Raw genomic sequence first — 18,556 nt, forward strand, 5'->3', positions numbered from 1 at the left:
TTCTGTTATTGATGTTCGGTAGGCTTGCGGTACTTGCGCAATCGCCTCATGGAAAGAACTTTACGATGGATTGTGCCAAATGTCATAATTCAGGCGGATGGAAATTTGATGCTAAAAAAAGCAAATTCAACCATAGCGCCACAGGCTTTGCCTTGACGGGGCAGCATCAAGCCATCAATTGTAAGGCTTGTCATACGACCTTGACTTTCAAAAAAGCTACTTCAAATTGTGCCTCTTGCCACACCGACCGCCACAACCAAACGGTGGGAAATAACTGTGCCCGCTGTCATAGCACTCAGTCTTGGCTGGTGAGCAACATCACTAAATTGCACGAACAAACCTCTTTTCCACTCACAGGAGTTCATGCTACGATTGATTGTAAAAAATGTCATACTTCAGAAACTAGTCTTCAGTTCAAACCAACAGGCTTAGCTTGTGTCGATTGCCATAGAAAAGATTTTAGACAAACCTCCAACCCCAATCATACTAAGCTCAATTTATCGACTGAGTGTAATATGTGTCATAATACCATGACCAGTTGGAAAAATGCCCTTTTCCCAGATCATAATAGTATTTATCCTCTGACTGGCGCACATGCTGCTATTGCCAAAGATTGTCAAAAATGTCATATTGGAGGAAATTTCAATAATACACCTAAAGATTGTGCGGGATGTCACAAGGCTGATTTTGCTAAAACGAGCAACCCCAATCACATCAAACTTAACTTTTCCAATGATTGTGCGTCGTGTCATACGACCAAACCCACTTGGAAACCAGCCAGTTTTGTAACGCATAATACGATTTTTGCAATAACAGGAGCGCATGCTAGCATTGCCAATAATTGCTATGATTGTCATAAAGGAGGAAATTTTAACAATACGCCCAATGATTGTAATGGCTGTCATGCCACAGATTTCAAGAAAACGAGTAATCCAAACCATCAAACTTTAGGATTTTCTACTGATTGTGCAAGTTGTCATACCACTAACCCTAGTTGGTTACCAGCTCGATTTGTTCAGCATGATAACTTTTATCCTTTGACGGGTGGGCATAAAAATATACGCTGTAACGAGTGTCATAAAAATGCCGTTTACACCAACACACCAAAAGATTGTAATAGCTGTCATAATACCATCTACAATTCGTCTGTCAACCCAAGTCATAAAACCATGAACCTGTCTACAGACTGTGCTTCGTGTCATACCACCGCGGTAGGTTGGCGACCAACCAATTTTAATCATAGTACTTATTATCCATTAACAGGGGCACATGCCAATATCCAAAGCAATTGTGTGGCATGTCATAAAGGTGATGTAAAAAACACCCCAAAAGATTGTAATGGATGCCATAATACTAATTATAAATCCACTAGTAACCCGAACCATAATACCCTCAATTTATCCACAGATTGTGCATCCTGTCATACGACAAAAAGTGGTTGGAAACCAACGAGTTTCAACCACAGTACTTTTTATCCATTGACAGGAGCGCACGCTGCTATTGCCAACAATTGTGCCTCTTGCCATAAAGGTGATGTGAAAAATACTCCAAAAGATTGTAATGGTTGCCATAATACCAATTACAATTCGACCACAAGTCCCAATCACAAAACTTCTGGTTTTAGTACCGATTGTGCAAGCTGTCATACCACCAATGCAGGCTGGACTCCTGCTAGTTTTAAAGCACATGATGCTTTTTATCCACTTACAGGTGCTCACGCTACCATTAGTTGTAAGGATTGTCATAAAAATGGAAATTACACCAATACCCCAAAAGATTGTAACAGCTGTCATAATGCTAAGTATGTAGCGGCCGTGAACCCTAATCACGTGGGTATGAACTTGTCGAAAGACTGTGCTTCGTGCCATACAACCAAACCAGGGTGGAGACCAACCAATTTTAACCATAGTACGATTTATCCATTAACAGGAGCGCACTCAACTATTGCCAATAATTGTACAGCTTGTCATAAAGGAGATGTAAAAAACACACCCAAAGATTGTAACGGTTGTCACAGCATCAATTATCAAAATGCAGTAAACCCCAACCATACTTCGCTCAATCTTTCAAGAGATTGCGCAAGTTGTCATACCACTAATGCAGGTTGGAGACCGACGAGTTTTAACCATAATACGATTTATCCATTAACAGGAGCGCACTCGACCATTGCCAATAATTGTACAACTTGTCATAAAGGCGATGTAAAAAATACCCCGAAAGATTGTAATGGTTGTCATAGTGCTAATTACCAAACTTCAGCAAATCCTAACCATACAACCCTCAATCTATCAAGAGATTGCGCGAGTTGCCATACCACCAAAGCTGGCTGGAGACCAACCAATTTTAACCATAGTACGATTTATCCATTAACAGGAGCGCACTCGGCTATTGCTAATAATTGTACAGCTTGTCATAAAGGTGATGTAAAAAACACCCCGAAAGATTGTAATGGTTGTCATAGTGCTAACTACCAAACTTCAGCAAACCCTAACCATACAACCCTCAATCTATCACGAGATTGTGCATCATGTCATACCACTAATGCAGGTTGGAGACCAACCAGTTTTAACCATGCGGTGTATTATCCACTAACAGGAGCACACGCTGGCGTTGCCAATAATTGTACGGCTTGTCATAAAGGCGATGTAAAAAATACCCCGAAAGACTGTAATGGCTGTCATAGCGCTAACTACCAAACGTCGGCAAATCCCAACCATACAACCCTCAATCTGTCAAGAGATTGTGCAAGTTGTCATACCACTAATGCTGGTTGGAGACCGACCAGTTTTAACCATGCGGTATATTATCCACTAACAGGAGCACATGCTGGTGTTGCCAATAACTGCACAGCTTGTCATAAAGGCGATGTAAAGAATACCCCAAAAGACTGTAATGGCTGTCATAATGCTGCCTATAATAACGCCGCAAACCCCAACCACAAGGCGGCTGGTATATCCACAGATTGTGCAAGTTGTCATAGTACCAATCCGGGGTGGCGACCAAGTACTTTCAATCATAATGTTTATTATCCGCTGACGGGAGCACATGCCAATATCGCCTCAAATTGTGCCTCTTGTCATCCAAATGGTCGATTCAAGAATACCCCTACTGACTGTAACTCATGTCATAGTGGTGCGTATAACTCGGCGGCTAGTCCCAATCACTCAGCTATCAACCTTTCTAGAGATTGTGCATCATGTCATAGCACCAATCCTAGTTGGCGACCAAGTACTTTTAACCATAATTCAAAATATCCATTAATGGGTGCTCATGCCGCCTTAGCATCTAACTGTACTGCTTGTCATGCTGGTGGAAACTATAGTCATAATGGCTGTTACAGTTGCCATGCTTCTGCATATAACCGAGCAACACCGAGTCATACGGCCTCTCAATTTCCAACAACTTGCACTGATTGCCACAGTCAAAATGCTTGGAAACCAGCTAATTGGAACCATGATGCGTCTTATTTCCCTATTTACAGTGGCAAGCACAAAGGCAAGTGGAATACCTGTACCGACTGTCATACCTCTCCTAATAATTATAGTATTTTCAACTGTTTAAACTGTCACAAAAAGACAGATACAGACAAAGACCACCGACAAATTAGAGGCTATAGCTATGATAACAACTCATGTTACGCATGCCATCCGAGAGGTAGTAGTTAGGAAAGTGTTCAAGCTTTTATGTTATCTCTTTATTGTGATTTTGTCATTCTTTGAATCAAAAGCACAAACCACATACAATGAGGGAGTTGTCACATATTTCAACTCTGAAAATATTTATGTTCGCTTTGATCACGCACAGTCATTGCGGGTAAATGACACGCTCGAAATTTTTACTCAAAATCAATGGGTAAAGGGATTGTTGGTAAAAGCGATTTCCTCCAAATCTTGTGTAACACAAAGTATCCTTGGAAATACCATCGCATTAAATACTCCTGTACGATATGCCCTAAAAGTGAGCCCAAAACCTGCAGAACTAAAAACTGAAAAAAGCCAAACCTCAGTACAGGTAGACTCATCAACTAGCAAACCTGTGCCTGCTGTTGCGGTTCGGAAGCAAACTTTCGATGGGCGATTTTACGTTTCGTCGTATGGAAATATTGGGTCAGGAGAAAGTAATTTCAACCAAGTAAGAACGACCTTAAGTTTCGACATCAATAATATTGAGGGAGGCAAGTTTTCTTTCCAAAATTATATTACCTATCGACCAAGATTTGGACCAAGTGCCAGTTCGGGAACATTCGCCGATGATTTTAAGGTCTATGCACTTGCATTGAATTATGAATTGAATGCCAAAACCAACCTGACACTCGGTCGAAAAATTAGTAATTATATTTCTAATATGGGCGCTGTTGACGGATTACAAATAGAGCATAAATACAAAAAAATGGTATTTGGTGGCTTTGCTGGTTTTGCTCCTGATTTTTTTGATTATAGTTTCAACCCTTCCTTGTTGCAATATGGCGCTTTTGTAGCACATGATTATCAAGGTGATAACGGACAAGTTCAAACGAGTTTTGCCATAGCCGAACAACGCAATGCCTCCAAGGTAGATAGGCGCTTTTTGTACTTACAACACAATAATACGATTGTGAAGAACATGAGTCTGTTTTATTCTTTGGAACTAGATTTATATCAAAACATCAATAATGTACAAACTAATGATGTTCAACTTACCAGTACATACGTCTCACTGAGATACCGACCATTCAAGCGTTTTAATATTACGGCATCTTATGACAATCGTCGAAATGTGATTTATTACGAAACATACAGAACGTTTATCGACCAACTCATCAATCAAGAAACTCGACAAGGGTACCGTTTGCAGTTCAATCATAATATGTCGAATTATCTGAGTTGGAATTTTTCAGGATTTTATCGCTTTGAATCCAGTAGACCTGAGCCTACTAAAAACTATGTGATTGGGCTCAATATGGCGCAATTGCTTGGCAATCGCTCTAACCTGAATTTTAATTATAACATGATGAATACCTATTATTTTGATGGTAATATTTTAACTGCTAGATTGAACCAAGATATTCTTAAAAGTAAAATATCACTTGAGTTTGAATACCGCAAAGTAGATTATACCTTCTTTAGTGATTTTCAACCAAGCCTTCAACAAAATATCTTTGGTTTTTCTACTAGTTATTACACACAAAAGCGCACCTCGATTATGTTATCATACGAGGGTACTTTTGAACCAGATAAAAAGTATCATCGCTATTTTGTTACCTTTTCTCAAAGATTTAGAAATAAGAAATAAACGATTAATCATGAAATACGCTAACACTACCCTTGTCATTTGTATGCTTGCGCTTACAGTAGCCTGTAAATCAAAGCCCAAAGTGGTTGAGGAAGATACCACAAAACCAGTTCCTGCTCAGACCATTGATAGTTCGAGCGCCTTAGCTCCAGCTTCTGGCAATAATAGCGCTACCGATAATCAAATGCATGAAGTGGTGGCTATCGAAATACTTCAAGCTCAACGCTATACCTATATGAAGGTAAAGGAAAAAAATAATGAGTTTTGGATCGCTACAGTCAAATTTGAACCTAAAGTTGGCAATACCTATCTGTACCAAGGAGGGCTACTCAAAACCGATTTCGAAAGTCAAGAGCATCATAGAACTTTCGACAAAATTGTATTAGTATCCAATATCATCGATGCAGCCGCACACCCAGGTGGTGCGATGGGCAGCGAAATGCCACATAATCATCCACCAATTGAAGCAGAGGCAAATACAAAAGTTGCTCCAGTAAAAGATGCTATTCGTTTGCAAGATTTATTGGTAAATAGTCAAAAATACAACGGAAAGACTGTTTTGGTACAAGGAAAAGTGGTAAAGGTTAACTACGGAATCATGAATCTCAATTGGGTACATATCCAAGATGGCACAAGTATCAAAGGACAAAAATGTGATATTACCATTACTACCACCGAAAATATTCCGATGGGTGCGACTATTGCCATGAAAGGAAAAGTGGTATTGAATAAAGATTTTGGCGCAGGTTATAAATACGATATTATTTTGGAAAACGGAAGTTTGTAATTTTTTTAAATTTTACCCAACCATTACAATTCAAGTTTCATCTTATAGATGACTAGCAATCATCATGTTGTACTGATACGATACCTAACCACTCTATAAGATGCAACCACTTGAAATAAATGAAGCGCAAATAATGCGGGCTTTTGAAAACTATTTAAACTTGGTAAAACATCAAGAAATTAGTCGTCATGGAAAAGGATGTAGTCTTGATGAATTACAGAAGCTGGAAGCCATCTCCACCAGAATCATAGAGATGATTGCAGAAAAGTTATTCGAAAATATTGTAGGTCAAACACACAATGCAAAACAAATACTCATGATTCAAAATCTGCAAAGGTTATATCGTTTGAGTGCGTGAACAAAGCCCCAAGTATTGTCTCATACTTGGGGCTTTACTTTGCTATCTAATCAGAACAATCTGCTGAACAATTTCATCAGAATAGTCATCTATATGATTTTCTTCAATGATTTTCTTTGAAGTAGGTACAGACTCCAAAACTCTCAAACCCTTATCGTAAGAAGGGTAAAGTCTTCTTTCTGTGGGCCGACTGACCAGAATATCGAAAGTATAGTTATTTTCTTGGGCAGTTTGATTCATTAGAGTCAAATATCCATAGTTACGGGCAGCCTTTTCTTGAATACCCTCTTCTGTCGCTAAATCTAAGGACAAAGGTTTTACCAAATGCTCTTGGTGGTTTTGCCAAGCATATTCAAATTTGAGTGTCAAATCGGGCGACTTAATTACAACATCTTTTTTCAAATATTGCTCAACGTCTTTACTTTTAGCAATGATACTTTTATAGAGCTTTTGGCTAATATACTTTTCGTTACGTTGATTTTCTTTGGGTATTATTTCTTCATAATCACCAAAATACAAATCATAGTATGATTGCGCTAGTTCTCCTATGTTTTCTGTGTAGAGTACTCCTACTCGTAATTCACTAAACTGTAAAGCTGTGGCATCTTCCAGTAAAAACTCACGAGCAATAAAAGCTCGTTGGTCACTTAATAAGTCGTCTGCAAATAAAACCCAATCTTTACTCACCTCTTGGGTCTTTCGCTTAATGCCTTTCAAATGTGCTTTTACCAACCATTCTGAAAAGTTTTGATAAGCATGAGATAGCCTTGAAAGTTTGGTAGGAGCATGAAAAACTACTTTCCTTTGCTCTGGAAAAATGAACAAAATACCCACATTCAAGGCTTCTCCTGACGAAGCTGAATGCACGTATTGTAGGAGGCTATATGTGAAAATATTATTATTCATTGGAGTATTCCTTTCAAAAGGGTCACAAATTTATAACTATTTTTCTTTGTATATTCTAAATAGCGTTTTAATATTTCAATATCAGGTACAGGAAAATCAAGGTCCTCTAATTGATTGACATAGGTATTTAACTTATTAACGTTCAAGCGTTTCAATAATTCCTCGAAGTCATAGAAATAGTTTGATATAGTTTGTTTACTATGGCTTGATAAAAAGGGATAAAACACATGATTTTGGTAAAAATAGTTCCATTTCATTGTTTCTAAATCTTCAATATGGTTTAAATCAATATCTAAACAAAACTCGTGGTCAATCAAATAAATATCATGATTATCTAATAGTAAGTTAGTTTTTTCATTATATCTTCTATCAAAATTTCTGACCAAATTATCAAAGGCAAATACTGTATCAATTCCTGTTAGCCCCTCTAAGGTTTTTTTAGGGATATTTGCACCAAAATTTATAACCCCTGATATATACTCACAACCAAAGTTTAAATAAGCTTCCTTTTCTTTTATCTCGGCTTGCAGCTCACTCGGTAGTGTTTGTAAAAAGTCATTTGTAAAACTAATATAAGCAGGGAACGGCGATAATAAATCAAACTCGTCAGCTAATGCAACGGTAAGGACATCACGAGCAACCGTTAGATTCTCATGAACTTCTCTTTTATTATAAAGCTTCACAACGAATTGCTTTAATTTTCCTTCTTCATTCTTAATTGTCACAATAATTGGGCGTGTTCTTCCCCCTTTTGTGATTCGACTATCATAAGATATGGCTTCGTAGATTGGTAACAAGCTGATAAATGCGTTATATAAATTTGGGAATAAATATACAAGTATTTTATGAAAAGTATTTAAGCTACTTGCATGGTTTCCAAACAGTGTAACTGAGTGAGTCTCATAATACTGCCAATATCAAACACTCAAACTCGACTTGTTGGGCTTTGTTTTCAGCTTCTAAAGCACTTACTTGAACCGTTAAACATTCAATTTTTGCTACGATATTGCCCGAAAAGAAACTTTGAGGTTTTGCCAGCGTACTATCTTGTACTTGAGAAAATGAAAAATGGGACAACAGAAGAAATAGTAAGGGTATAGTACACCCTTGCGAAAGTTTACTCTTAATCTTCATACAGTTTATATAATAGTAATTTGGATAATAACACTACAAAGTAGTCTTATTTTTAAGGTTTTATGAAATAAATTGCATAAAACATACGTCTTACCGAATGTTGGAATTAGACTTATGGTTAAACTATTCATCAAAAAAGCGGTCGAAAATTGTTTTTCGACCGCTTTTTTGATGCTACTATGCTATGATTGACTCAGCTTAGGACGCAAAGCATTACGTCTCTAAAGGTAAAATTCATATTAAAAATAATCACTCATTCACTCAATCTCAATTCACTAAATAGAGGTGACTCATGTTTACCTAGTCTTTTATACAAACCCTACTCTTCCGCAAACTTTGTTTTGGCTAAATATGCTTTCTGGCTTATTTCCATAATTAATTCGTCCAGTTCATGTGCAGAAGTGATGATGTGCTCAAAAAACATTTGCTTTTCAGGTTCTGACATTTTTTTATTGTGTTCAAACATCTGAATAATTCCCATAATACGCGCTAAAGGCGCTCGTACCAAATGCGACTGAATCCATGCTATTTCGCTTAAATTCTTGTTTTGTATTTCTATTGACTCGATATATTTGATTTTCTCAGTAATATCATTGGCAAGTACAACACGAGCTTTTCGACCTTTGTACATAATAGGGTTTGCTCGAATTTCTACTAAGATAATTTCACCATTCTTTTTTAAATGTTTATATACTCCTATTGCAAAATATGGGTTTACGACACGTACATCTTTTACTTCTTCTAGCAAAACTGGAATTTCTTCGACAGGACGAATATCTGATATTTTCATTGACAAAAATTCTGAGCGATTATAACCATAATGTTTGATGGCAGCCAAATTGACATCCATAAACTCAAGTGTTTCCAAATCAAAAACCCACATAGGCTGCGGACTAAAGTCAAATAGCTCATTGTAGCGCTGCTCTGATTCAAGAAGCTCTTGTCTTTTTTTCCTTCTTTCAATACAATAAACTATACTTTTATAAAGTGTTGTTGGTCTCAAGTCATCTTTAATTAAGTAATCGTCTACCCCAGAAGAAATAGATTTTATACTAAAGCTTAAATCAGAGTTACCAGACAAAATAATCACTGGAGCATCTTGAGAAATCTGCAAAACAGCGTCAATTAAGCTTTGCCCATTTTTATCTGGAAGATATAAATCAAGCAAAATCATATCAAACTTTTCTTCAGGCTTTTGCAACACGGATTGCGCCTGTTTAAAGGTTTGACAATGCGTAATTTGGGGTTCACGTATCATCTCAAACAAATAATCATTGATCAAGATAAAATCGCCCATGTTATCTTCTATGACCAATATGTTATATGGAAATGCGTCTCTATGCATAGTTATTAGGAGATAGTTGAACGAGAGATAACCAAAATTTTTCGATTTGACTCACTGTAGTTTGAAATGACTTTACATCTACAGGCTTCGTAATATAGCAGTTAGCATGATTTTCGTAAGCCATACTAATATCTTTGGGTGTCGATGACGTGGTAAACATCACCACAGGAATATGCTTGATGTTTTCAGTGTTTTTGATAAACCGTAAAACTTCATGCCCATTTTTCTTGGGAATATTAACATCCAACAAGACAAAATCAGGTGGAGCTTCATGGGCATATTTTCCTTTTTTGGTTAAAAAATCCATAGCCTCTTTTCCGTTTCGAACAACGCTCAATTTATCGACAAGGGATGAATGTTCGAAGGCTTCTTGAGTAAGAAGAATGTCTCCTTCATTATCTTCGACTAATAAGATATGTCCTTTTTTCATAGTGTTGTATGTGTATTATTTTTTTATAGAAAAATAAAAGGTACTACCTTGGTGTTCAATAGATTCAACCCAGACTTTTCCGCCCAGCATCTCAACGATTTTTTTGACAATAGCCAAACCAATACCTGTGCCAGCGTATTCATCACGGGTATGTAGGCGTTGAAAAATGACAAAAATGGTTTGAAAATATTCTTCTTCAATACCTATGCCATTGTCTTTCACCGAAAAAATCCAATGTGTAAGTGTTTCGTTTGCTTCTATTTCTATCACAGGATTTATATCGGGTTTTCGGTATTTAAGTGCATTACTAATCAAATTCTGAAAGATTTGTTCGATACGTAATTTGCTCGAAAAAATAACAGGCATCTGACTAACCTTAATATGGGCCTTACTTTGTACAATTTCTTGATGGAGCATATTTCGGGTATGATTTAGCACTTCACTGATGTCAACCAGCTGTTTTTTTTCTTCTATTCGCCCTATTCTCGAAAAGTCCAGTAAATCCAAGATAATCTGTCGCATTCGTTTAGCTCCATCGACTGCATACCAAATATATTGCTTCCCTCGCTCGTCGAGAACTGACTCGTATTTGTGCTCGATTTGAGAAAGGAAATTGGTAATCATTCGAAGTGGTTCTTGCAAATCGTGCGAAGCCACATACGCAAATTGTTCTAATTCGGTATTAGACAACTCCAGTTGTTTGATGTATTCTTCTAGCTCAAGATTAAGTTTTTTTAGTTCTAATTCTTGTTGCTTTTGAATCGTAATATCGCGCCCAATCCCTAAAACACCCATAATATCACCTTTTTCATTCTTAACGGGCACTTTGGTCGACTCTAACCACAAATCAGGTTTCCCTGAGGTTTGATGTAATTGCCCATAGTTTAGCAAAGGCTCACCAGTTTGTAGAATATGAATATCATGTTCATACCCGATTTTACCTAGCTCATTATCAAATAATTCCAAATCAGTTTTCCCCAAAACCTCTTGTTCATTTTGAGCTCCCAAGAATAAATAGTCAACTCGATTGCTAATAACTTTTCGGGCTTCGGTATCTTTAAAATAAACGGTCTCAGGCAAATTATCTATTAACGTCCGAAGCAAGTTTCTTTCTTCTTTAAGCTGTTGATGAGTTATTTTTTGCACCGTAATATCACGAGCATAAACGCTCATAATATCCTCCGTAGGGAAACATCGAATTTCTACCCATTTACCGATTGGCTCATAGAATGATTCAAAGGTTACAGGTGTCAGATTTTTGCGAGAGTACTCTAGGTTGCTAAAAATCTCAGTTTCAATACTTTCGGTAAACACCTCCCATATCACTTTTCCAACGATTTGCTCTTTCGAAATCCCTGTGAGTTTGGTAGCCTGTGCATTCCAATAAGTCACGACCCATTCTTGGTTGAGCATTATAAAGGTATCTCCTGTTGTTTCGAGGATTTCGTTTTTCTGAAGAATCACCTCCTGAAGCGCTAATTCATTGATTTTTCTATTATTGATGTCTTGGACACTGCCATATACTCGTTCACATTTGCCATCGACAAAAGCCGTTTCACCAATTACCCTAACCCATCGTTCGGTGCCATTAGGTAATAGAATGATAAATTCCTCATCCCAATTTTCACCTGTTTGGATAGCTCTATTGATATAGAATAATGCTCTTTTACGATGTTCTCCCTCTTTATAAACCTCAACCAAAGCCTCAATTGTACTGAGTTTAAAATCCTCTTGTGTGTAGCCAAATACTTCATGAATCACATCTGATACATAGATACTATGTGTTTGAAGATTGATTTCCCAACTCACGATTTTGGACAATAAATTGGTGCGATGTAGCAATTGTTGCAGCTTCAACTCCTCGGTAATATCGCGACCAATCGCCAATAAATGTTTTCCATCCATGCGCATAGTCGAACGCCAAGCAATGCTCAAAATTTCGCCTGATTTGGTCACATAACGATTTTCAAAAGGATAGACTTTCGAAAAATCCTTTTCTAATTTGAAGGCATTTAGGGTAGGCTTTTGGTCTCCTGGATAAATAAATTCATAGAATTTTTTACTCAACAACTCTTTTTCTGTGTAACCCAACAATTCGCAAAATGCAGGATTTACAGTTTTGAAATATTCATCTAAGCCAAGTATGCAAATTATATCAGGTGCAAAATCGAAAATTTGTTTTAACTCCTCTGCCACTTGTTTTTGCTCTATTTCATTTATGAGTAGCGTGCCCAAATTTTTGAACCAATCTAACTCGATATCTGAAAGCAAACCTATTGGCACTTCTAGGGTGAGTACTCCCCAAAGCCCTTTGGGTGCTTGCATCATAATACCTACAACTTTCTTATCAGGTAGCTCCACGATTTCGCCAGAGTGATGCTCTGAAGCAAAAACCTTCATAACAAATTCCGAACCTTCCGTAACATCCTCAAAGACAAAGTTTTGTTGATTTCCAAAACGTATTATATCATGATTAAAACTATTGAGCCATATCTCGACATTTTTCAAACCTAGTTCACTAGTAATCAAAAAACTCAGTTCTGAAAGGATAAAATTGAGATTTTGGGGTTGTCTAAATAAGGTTCGAACTTTTTCTTTAAATGCTTTTCTCCGTTCTTCATTTTTATAAATTGTAATATCACGTCCTATTGACAGCCATTGAATCAAATTACCTGCTTTGTCATAAATTGGTGTTACAGAAATATTTAACCAAAACTTTTCACCAGATTTTTTATAATTTAACAGTGACAGTTGTATTGGCTGATGGTTCTCCGATGAGGTACGTAAACGATCAATTTGCTCACGATCTGTTTCTGCTCCAGTAAACATCATAGGGCTATTGCCCAGAATTTCGCTCAAAGAATATCCTACAAGGTCACAAAACGCCTTATTAGCAAATAAAATTTTAGGTTCGGCGCCTTCTTTGAAGGTATCCATGATAAGAATCGTATCGGTAGTATGAGCTACTACCGTCTCAAAAAGCTCAGGAAGATATATACTGCTTTTCTCGGCAATCGTAATAATATGGAGGATGTATTGAATACCATTTTCTCGGAAGTACGTATTTTGAACTTCAACCTCGGTATTATTCAAACTTATGTATACTGTATCGGTAGCGCTTGTAGCTAATACCTCTTTCAATGAAAGCAAAGACTCCCTGAAATACACTTCATTTTGTACAAAAAGAGCCTCTAACTCCTCAAAAGAATGACCATATACTTGTGTTTTTGTCAATACTCCTGAGTAGTTCAAATAAGCTGTATTGAGCTCAGTAACCACAAAGTTATTTTGCTCAATTGTAAACAGAAGATAGGGCTTTGAAATATGCTTTATTATATCCAACATACTCTGTTGATTTTAGTATAAACAATATGAATCAACCTCAAAGTGAGTGAGGTTGGTAATTTATTATTGAGTATACTTAGGCAAATTCTCGTTCTACTAAAGCAAAATAGAATATATTACCTACTTTAAAAATGATTTTTGACAGAAAATTTTCTAAAATTTATACCGCTTTAGTTTTGTCGATGGAATTAATGTATCAATTTAGCCCTCTATTCTCCCAAACCTTCGTAAAGGTTCCTCAACTCTGATAATATCATACAATCTATTGTAAAAATATAGAACTTTTTAAAGGAGTATTAGAATTAATTTTGATTTTCTTTCACTGCTTGTATATCAAATTATATTCTTTGAGAAACAGTGAAAAGATTTTTAGTCTTGAATCTAATTCTATTTTCATGAAATATTTTACCTTTTTTCGACTGGCATTGGCGTTTGTACCGTTTGTATCTTTGGCTCAACTAGTTGATAAAACTCCCGCTCCTATACCCGTAGTCCCTACGGTTTATCAAACACAACCCTATGAAGATCCATCAGTTAGTGGTATCAATAGAGAGCCTTCAAGGGCTACCGCCTATTCCTATGCGTCCGTCGAAGATGCCATCCAAAAGCCTCGTGAGCAGAGCGGACGCTATATGTCGCTCAATGGAGACTGGGATTTTGCATTTGCCCTAAAACCTGGCGACGAACCACAGAACTTTTACCAGCAAAAAGTACAAGGTTGGAAAAAAATACCAGTACCTTCTTCTTGGGAAATGCAAGGTTATGACAAGCCTATTTATAAAAGTGCTGTATATCCTTTTCGTCCTGTCAACCCACCTTTTGTGCCAAAAGACTATAATGGTGTAGGCTGTTACCAGCGAAGTTTTACTGTTCCTGCTTCTTGGAAAGGGCAAACAATCAATCTACATTTTGGAGGGGTAAGTTCGGCTTATAAAGTATGGCTCAATGGTCAATTTGTAGGATATGCCGAGGATTCTTTTCTGTCTTCTGAGTTCAATATTACGCCCTATTTGAAAGAAGGAGAAAATATTATTTCAGTTTGGGTAATACGCTGGAGCAATGGCTCTTTTTTGGAAGATCAAGACCAATGGCGTATGAGTGGTATTCATCGTGAAGTTTTTTTACACGCCGAACCAAGCCTTCGTATTGCCGATTTCTTTTATCAAACCAAATTAGGGAAAGACTCCCAAGAAGCTCTTTTTAGTCTTCGTCCTCGTATTGATAATTTTACAGGAAAACCTATTTCGAAAAAGACGCTTATCAAAGGACAACTTTATGATAAAAAGAATGCACCAGTTTGGACAGATCCACTTTCTTGTACTGTCGAAAGTATTGTCAATGAAGTATATCCACGTTTGGATAATGCCAAATTTGGGATATTGGAAAGTAAAGTCAACCAACCTCATTTATGGAGCGACGAAGACCCTTATCTCTATACTTTGGTAATGTCGCTAGAAGATAGCTCAGGAGCGGTTTTGGAAGCAAAAAGTTGCAAAGTTGGTTTTCGTTCCATTGATTTTTCTCCCAAAAACAGTAAGCTTTTAATTAACGGACGTGAGACTTATCTGTATGGCGTAAACCGTCCAGACCATCATCCGACCAAAGGAAAAGCTTTGTCGAGAGAAGATATACTAGCTGATATACAGACCATTAAGAAATTCAATTTCAATTGTATCCGTGCTAGTCATTATCCTAGCGATCCTTATCTATATGAACTTTGTGACGAATATGGCATTTTTGTCATTGACGAAGCCAATCTCGAAACACATGGTTTGGGTGGCAAACTCAGCAATGACCCCGCTTGGACAAGCGCTTATTTGGAACGTAGCAATCGTATGGCGATGCGTGACAAAAATCACCCTTCTATTATCTTTTGGAGTTTAGGAAACGAAGCGGGTCGTGGACCAAACCATGCAGCCATGGCGGCCTGGTTGCATGATTTTGATATTACTCGCCCAGTACATTATGAGCCAGCCATGGGAAGTCCCAAATTGGAGGGCTATATGGATCCTAAAGACCCACGTTATCTCAAACCCAACGACCACTCGCATCGAACTCAAAACCCTCTCGACCAGTATTACGTAGACATGGTCAGTCGCATGTACCCTAGCATCTATACGCCAGAGCTTTTGGTAAATCAACCTAATGGTGATACACGCCCGATTTTCTTTTGTGAATATGCCCACGCCATGGGAAATAGTGCAGGTAATTTGAAAGAGTTTTGGGATATTTTCCGTAAAACTCCACGCGTAATTGGGGGTTGTATTTGGGAATTTAAAGACCAAGGATTAGTAAAAACAGATTCTTTAGGTAAGCCTTATTATGCCTATGGCGGCGATTTTGGAGAAAAATACTTTGATAATTTTACCATAAAAGGCGTAGTAAACGCCGATGGAAGTCCAAAGTCTGCCATGTTTGAAGCCAAACGAATTTTTCAAGGTATAGAAGTTACATGGCGTAATTTGGAAGGAAAACAAATTCAAATTCTCAATCGTCATGCTCATCGCAATGCCTCATATTATGATATGCAATTGCAAGTTTTTGAAGAAGGTAGTTTGATAAAAACTTTAGCATTACCAAAGTTAAATCTGGAGGCAGGAGCTTCCACACAACTGAATATAGCTTCGTATTTACCTGTATTAAAACCTAATTCAGAATATCATATTCAAATCTCATTCTTATTGCCAGAAACTCAGCCTTGGGCTGAGAAAGGTTTTGTTATTGCTAGTAATCAATTGGAAATTAAGGCAAATATTAAAGAAACTATTTCGTTAAAATCTTCTTTAAAAGTAGACGATGAGCAAAAAAAGGTTATTGTTTCTGATAAAAACTTTAAACTTAGTTTTTCAAAAGAATCTGGTGCTTTAAGCTCGTATTTGTTGAATGGAAAAGAGCAAATTTTCGCCCCGCTCCTCCCCCATTTCTCTCGTCCGTTAACCGACAATGACCGTCGTGGTTGGAAACCACAACGCAAAATGAAAGAATGGTATAATGTTCAATTAAAGGTAAAAGAAGTAAAAACCGAACAATCGGATAAAGGTGTTTTGGTTAAGACCAATTATAGCCTAGTGGGCGATAGCGCGAATGTCACAATCCAATATCTCATTAATCCTCAAGGAGTTGTAAAAGTAACTTATCATTTTTCACCAAAATTCAAACTTCCCAATCTACCTAAAGTTGGTATGCAAATGGGAATTCGTCGTGAGTTTGAGCAAATTACTTGGTTTGGTCGTGGTCCGATGGAAAACTACACCGATAAACGCCAAGGAATGGATGTGGGTATCTATTCACAGGCTATTCAGGAGTTTATGGAAAACTATGTAGTACCGCAAGAAAATGGTAATCGTACCGATGTTCGCTGGATGTTTTTGGGCAATAAACAACAAACAGGTCTGTTGGTAGCAGCCGATAGCTTACTCAGCATGAGCGCTTGGCCTTATACTGAGGCCAATATTCAAAACGCCAAACATACCTACAAACTGCAAGATGCAGGCTATATTACGCTTAATATAGACCTTGTGCAAATGGGTGTAGGTGGCAACGATTCATGGAGCGAGGTGGCTGCTCCTCTGGAACAGCATCAGATTCCTGCAAAGGATTATACCTACTCTTTCTATTTGAAACCAATGACTTTGGGTAAAGAAAATATCACGAATGTCAAAAGGAAGTTAGTTTTTTAGAGCAAACGCTTTAACAAACTGTAAAAAATAAGTCCAAGACTAAGTCTTGAACTAGTATCATTCCCTGTGGACAAATACTAAAAATTGCGAGATTATCGGATAATCTCGCAATTTTTAGTATTCAATTAATATTGATGCAAGTTTTGCCTTATCAATCCTATCTCCTACCACGAAAAATCTCGAAAGTTGGGTCGGCTGGTCAGCGGAGAAAATGACCATGGTATCGAGCTTAGAATCAGTAAAAGTGCTATTCCAAACCAAAAGAACATGGAACTAAACTTCTCATAGTCTCCCTTTTGCTTTTTGACTTTCGAAAAACCAATCGTCAAGACTACAACTGCTGAAATCATAACAGTAATATGCTCCATTCCGAAAAAGCGAATTTGTCGCTCGTGAACTGCCTTTCCAAAATTATTCCAGAAATAACTTACAATCGGGCTAATAGAATACAATAGTACGCCAACAGTTAGTTGAATATGTGCCGAAATCAAAGTTAATAAGCTTAGTTGTTGGTCTTTTTTAGAAAACGATCTATGTCCTTTTTTACCCAAAAAAGCTCTACCGATACTCAACACCAACGTAAGCAAAACAACCCATCTCCAAAACGAATGAAAAGCTAATAAAAACGAATAAAGCATATTTATAAAGTCTTAAATCTCTTAATAAAGTACAAATTTCTAAGAAAAATATTGAACATAACTAATAAGAATCAGGGTTTCTTCCCAGATATATCAGTATATCCATTTGCTAGATTAAAAATGCTGGCTTATCTTTGTCCAGAAAATTTAGACCAAAATTTTGAAGAAAAAATACAACATAGCGGCATTGCTACTAGCTATCCTTCTGTTTATCAGGATGATGGCCGTGCCATTGGTATATGTTGATTATAATCTTCGTAAGGACTATATTGTCCAAAATCTTTGTGAGAATCGCTTTAGACCGGATTTACACTGTAATGGTAAATGTTATTTGGCTAAACGAGTAGCGGCAGCCGACCAAAAAGAAACTTCAGAAAAAGGAATGGCTTTTGCCAGAATTCTCCTTGAAATTCCTTGTATTGTACCTTCCATTAATCATGATTTAGTACTAGAAAATGATATTATTGAGATAAAAAAGAAATGCTCTTTTCCTATCTACAACAATAATTACTCTTCTATCTATTTCCATTTTCTCCTTAAACCACCAACTGTGGCTTAATTCCTCATTTTCTTGGGTTTTCGATAGTACTGCATAGCATCAATCTATGGAGTAATAGTACTGTATGAAGGATTTTCTGCTATTTCAGATTTGGGATTGCGGA

The 18,556-nt window shown here is 37.2% G+C and carries 13 protein-coding genes; 6 read left to right on the forward strand and 7 right to left on the reverse strand.

Annotated features, from left to right (window positions below; all coding sequences use genetic code 11):
• Positions 1 to 11: 11 nt before the first annotated feature.
• The 4 genes from QM524_RS18600 (at position 12) to QM524_RS18615 (ending at position 6,416) form a co-directional block, all read left to right on the forward strand.
• Positions 12 to 3,665, forward strand: a complete 3,654-nt coding sequence (locus QM524_RS18600; RefSeq protein ID WP_283345724.1) for a hypothetical protein — start codon at positions 12 to 14, stop codon at positions 3,663 to 3,665.
• Positions 3,619 to 5,271 carry a hypothetical protein gene (locus tag QM524_RS18605; RefSeq protein WP_283345725.1) on the forward strand — a complete coding sequence of 551 codons (1,653 nt, stop codon included), beginning with the start codon at positions 3,619 to 3,621 and terminating at the stop codon, positions 5,269 to 5,271. Before QM524_RS18600 ends, QM524_RS18605 begins: the two co-directional genes overlap by 47 nt.
• A 10-nt stretch (positions 5,272 to 5,281) precedes the next feature.
• Positions 5,282 to 6,058 (forward strand): GW dipeptide domain-containing protein, encoded by a 777-nt coding sequence (locus QM524_RS18610; RefSeq protein WP_283345726.1) that lies wholly within the window; start codon positions 5,282 to 5,284, stop codon positions 6,056 to 6,058.
• A 100-nt stretch (positions 6,059 to 6,158) separates the two neighbouring features.
• Positions 6,159 to 6,416, forward strand: coding sequence for a hypothetical protein (locus QM524_RS18615; protein WP_283345727.1), 258 nt, complete (start codon positions 6,159 to 6,161; stop codon positions 6,414 to 6,416).
• Positions 6,417 to 6,458: 42 nt separating this feature from the next.
• Here QM524_RS18615 and QM524_RS18620 read toward each other — a convergent pair whose 3' ends face one another.
• From QM524_RS18620 to QM524_RS18645, 6 genes are all read right to left on the reverse strand, one after another.
• Positions 6,459 to 7,322, reverse strand: a complete 864-nt coding sequence (locus QM524_RS18620) for a DUF3037 domain-containing protein (RefSeq protein ID WP_283345728.1) — start codon at positions 7,320 to 7,322, stop codon at positions 6,459 to 6,461.
• Positions 7,319 to 8,119: a HipA family kinase gene (locus QM524_RS18625; protein ID WP_283345729.1), complete on the reverse strand. Its 801-nt coding sequence runs from the start codon at positions 8,117 to 8,119 to the stop codon at positions 7,319 to 7,321. The genes QM524_RS18620 and QM524_RS18625 overlap by 4 nt, the downstream gene beginning before the upstream one ends.
• A gap of 103 nt (positions 8,120 to 8,222) precedes the next feature.
• A complete protein-coding gene (locus QM524_RS18630) occupies positions 8,223 to 8,456 on the reverse strand; it encodes a hypothetical protein (RefSeq protein ID WP_283345730.1) in 234 nt (77 codons plus the stop codon).
• Between the two features lie 319 nt (positions 8,457 to 8,775).
• Positions 8,776 to 9,801, reverse strand: a complete 1,026-nt coding sequence (locus QM524_RS18635; RefSeq protein ID WP_283345731.1) for a PAS domain S-box protein — start codon at positions 9,799 to 9,801, stop codon at positions 8,776 to 8,778.
• Complete coding sequence (locus QM524_RS18640) at positions 9,794 to 10,231, reverse strand: response regulator (protein ID WP_283345732.1); 438 nt, start codon at positions 10,229 to 10,231, stop codon at positions 9,794 to 9,796. The genes QM524_RS18635 and QM524_RS18640 overlap by 8 nt, the downstream gene beginning before the upstream one ends.
• 15 nt (positions 10,232 to 10,246) lie before the next feature.
• Positions 10,247 to 13,576, reverse strand: a complete 3,330-nt coding sequence (locus QM524_RS18645; RefSeq protein WP_283345733.1) for a PAS domain S-box protein — start codon at positions 13,574 to 13,576, stop codon at positions 10,247 to 10,249.
• Positions 13,577 to 13,971: 395 nt separating this feature from the next.
• On the opposite strand from QM524_RS18645, the gene QM524_RS18650 reads away from it, so the two are divergent.
• Positions 13,972 to 17,256 (forward strand): glycoside hydrolase family 2 TIM barrel-domain containing protein, encoded by a 3,285-nt coding sequence (locus QM524_RS18650; protein WP_283345734.1) that lies wholly within the window; start codon positions 13,972 to 13,974, stop codon positions 17,254 to 17,256.
• A gap of 164 nt (positions 17,257 to 17,420) precedes the next feature.
• On the opposite strand, the gene QM524_RS18655 is transcribed toward QM524_RS18650, so the two are convergent.
• Positions 17,421 to 17,894, reverse strand: a complete 474-nt coding sequence (locus QM524_RS18655; protein ID WP_283345735.1) for a hypothetical protein — start codon at positions 17,892 to 17,894, stop codon at positions 17,421 to 17,423.
• Positions 17,895 to 18,054: 160 nt separating this feature from the next.
• Between QM524_RS18655 and QM524_RS18660 the strand changes: the two genes are divergently transcribed.
• Positions 18,055 to 18,453, forward strand: coding sequence for a hypothetical protein (locus QM524_RS18660; protein ID WP_283345736.1), 399 nt, complete (start codon positions 18,055 to 18,057; stop codon positions 18,451 to 18,453).
• Positions 18,454 to 18,556 lie beyond the last annotated feature (103 nt).

The organism is Flectobacillus roseus (assembly GCF_030056595.1).
Classification (GTDB): domain Bacteria; phylum Bacteroidota; class Bacteroidia; order Cytophagales; family Spirosomataceae; genus Flectobacillus; species Flectobacillus roseus.

What these genes read in the sequence shown, in the direction of transcription:
- QM524_RS18600 (WP_283345724.1), top strand. Translation starts at nt 12, where the DNA reads ATGTTCGGTAGGCTTGCGGTACTTGCGCAATCGCCTCATGGAAAGAAC.
- QM524_RS18605 (WP_283345725.1), top strand. Translation starts at nt 3,619, where the DNA reads ATGATAACAACTCATGTTACGCATGCCATCCGAGAGGTAGTAGTTAGG.
- QM524_RS18610 (WP_283345726.1), top strand. Translation starts at nt 5,282, where the DNA reads ATGAAATACGCTAACACTACCCTTGTCATTTGTATGCTTGCGCTTACA.
- QM524_RS18615 (WP_283345727.1), top strand. Translation starts at nt 6,159, where the DNA reads ATGCAACCACTTGAAATAAATGAAGCGCAAATAATGCGGGCTTTTGAA.
- QM524_RS18620 (WP_283345728.1), bottom strand. Translation starts at nt 7,322, where the DNA reads ATGAATAATAATATTTTCACATATAGCCTCCTACAATACGTGCATTCA.
- QM524_RS18630 (WP_283345730.1), bottom strand. Translation starts at nt 8,456, where the DNA reads ATGAAGATTAAGAGTAAACTTTCGCAAGGGTGTACTATACCCTTACTA.
- QM524_RS18635 (WP_283345731.1), bottom strand. Translation starts at nt 9,801, where the DNA reads ATGCATAGAGACGCATTTCCATATAACATATTGGTCATAGAAGATAAC.
- QM524_RS18640 (WP_283345732.1), bottom strand. Translation starts at nt 10,231, where the DNA reads ATGAAAAAAGGACATATCTTATTAGTCGAAGATAATGAAGGAGACATT.
- QM524_RS18645 (WP_283345733.1), bottom strand. Translation starts at nt 13,576, where the DNA reads ATGTTGGATATAATAAAGCATATTTCAAAGCCCTATCTTCTGTTTACA.
- QM524_RS18650 (WP_283345734.1), top strand. Translation starts at nt 13,972, where the DNA reads ATGAAATATTTTACCTTTTTTCGACTGGCATTGGCGTTTGTACCGTTT.
- QM524_RS18655 (WP_283345735.1), bottom strand. Translation starts at nt 17,894, where the DNA reads ATGCTTTATTCGTTTTTATTAGCTTTTCATTCGTTTTGGAGATGGGTT.